We start from the raw sequence: 1,537 nt of genomic DNA, 5'->3' as shown, positions 1-1,537 counted from the left end.
TTTCATTTTGATCCTCTCATTTTATGTGAAAATTTTGAAAAAGAATATAAGGTAGTAGTTGAAAAAATAGTTGAAAAATTGGATGAAAAAGTGGTAAGCTATATTAGTATAGGAACACTAAGATTTATGCCGCAATTAGAGGATATTATAAGGAATAATTATTTGGAAAGCGGCATATTGGCTAATGAGTTTGTAAAGACTATTGATGGGAAATTGAGATATCTAAAGCCAGTGAGATATTATATGGTGAATTATTTGTATAATCTTATTAGGAAATATTGGAAAAATGCTTTTATATATCTATGCATGGAAGATGTTTCAATCTGGGAAAATGTTTTAGGCTATGATCCAGGAAATAGAAAATCTTTTGAGAAAAATTTTCATTTTATATATAATTATTTGTAGGGTTTATAATGAGATCATTTTTATGTTTTGATGTTGGGGGTACTTTTGTTAAATGGGGTATAATAAATGAGAATGGTGAAATTTTAGAAGAGAGTGCCTATGAGACCCCAAAAGACTATAAGAATTTTATTGCAAGAATTGAGAATATTTATAGAAATCATGTAGATATTGTTAATGCAATAGCTATAGCAGTTCCAGGGGTTTGTGATTTAAAAGAGGGAAAAATATTATTTACACCTAATATCTTGTATTTAAGAGGTAAATATATTGTAAATGATGTAAAATCATTTGCCTCTGATATTTTTTGTACCATTGCAAATGATGCCAATATGGCGGCTCTTGGTGAGTGTAAGTTTGGAGATGAAAATAAGTATGACAATGTAACAGTAATAACCCTTGGCACAGGTGTAGGTGCTGGGGCTGTAGTAAATGGAAAGCTCTTTAGAGGCAATATTTCACCCTGTGAGATAGGTCATATAACACTAGTTGTTGATGGCCAGAAATGTGGTTGTGGTAAGAGAGGGTGTTTTGAAGCTTATTGTAACTCTGCTAGTTTGCAAAGATATTTTAAAGAATTTAGTGGCTCATCACACAACTTTGAGCCCATTGATATTTATAGATTAGCAAAAAATGGCAATCTAATTGCAAAGGAGGTTTTCAAGAAATATGCCTATTATCTAGCTCATGGTTTAGCTAATGTTGCCAATATATTTGCTCCTGAGGTTATAAAAATAAGTGGTGGTCTGTGTGAGATGATGGATATGTATATAGAAGATACTCTAGAATACTTTGACGATTTAGTATATCCAGCTTATAGGGGATGGGTAGAGATTAAGATAGCTACGTTAAAAAATAGGGCAGGTATTCTTGGTGGTGCAGCTCTGTGCAGTGAGAGATTGTTAGATTTTGCTTAATGAATCTTAATAGTTTAATATAGTTTCAAAGTATTTATTGCGTAAAATATAAAATTAGCCTAAATTGATAGTTTAAGTTATGGAAAAATTTTCAGTTGCAATAATTGGTTGTAACAATAATACCTATGGTTTACTTGGATTATTGTGTGATAATAAAGAAATTATATACAATAAAACAGGATTAATTATAGATGTAAAATATATATATAATGATAAGG

At 30.4% G+C, this 1,537-nt stretch carries 2 protein-coding genes; both read left to right on the top strand.

The features are described from left to right. A partial coding sequence (locus tag SVN78_11110; GenBank protein MDY6822154.1) for a DNA photolyase occupies positions 1-405 on the top strand: 405 nt, incomplete at its 5' end. Between the two features lie 8 nt (positions 406-413). Continuing rightward, a complete protein-coding gene (locus SVN78_11105) occupies positions 414-1,319 on the top strand; it encodes an ROK family protein (protein ID MDY6822153.1) in 906 nt (301 codons plus the stop codon). The last annotated feature ends 218 nt before the right edge of the window (positions 1,320-1,537 follow it).

Source organism: Deferribacterota bacterium (assembly GCA_034189185.1).
Lineage (GTDB): Bacteria > Chrysiogenota > Deferribacteres > Deferribacterales > UBA228 > UBA228.
Note: the sequence above shows the minus strand (reverse complement) of the source record. Positions and strands in the feature narration are given on the sequence as shown.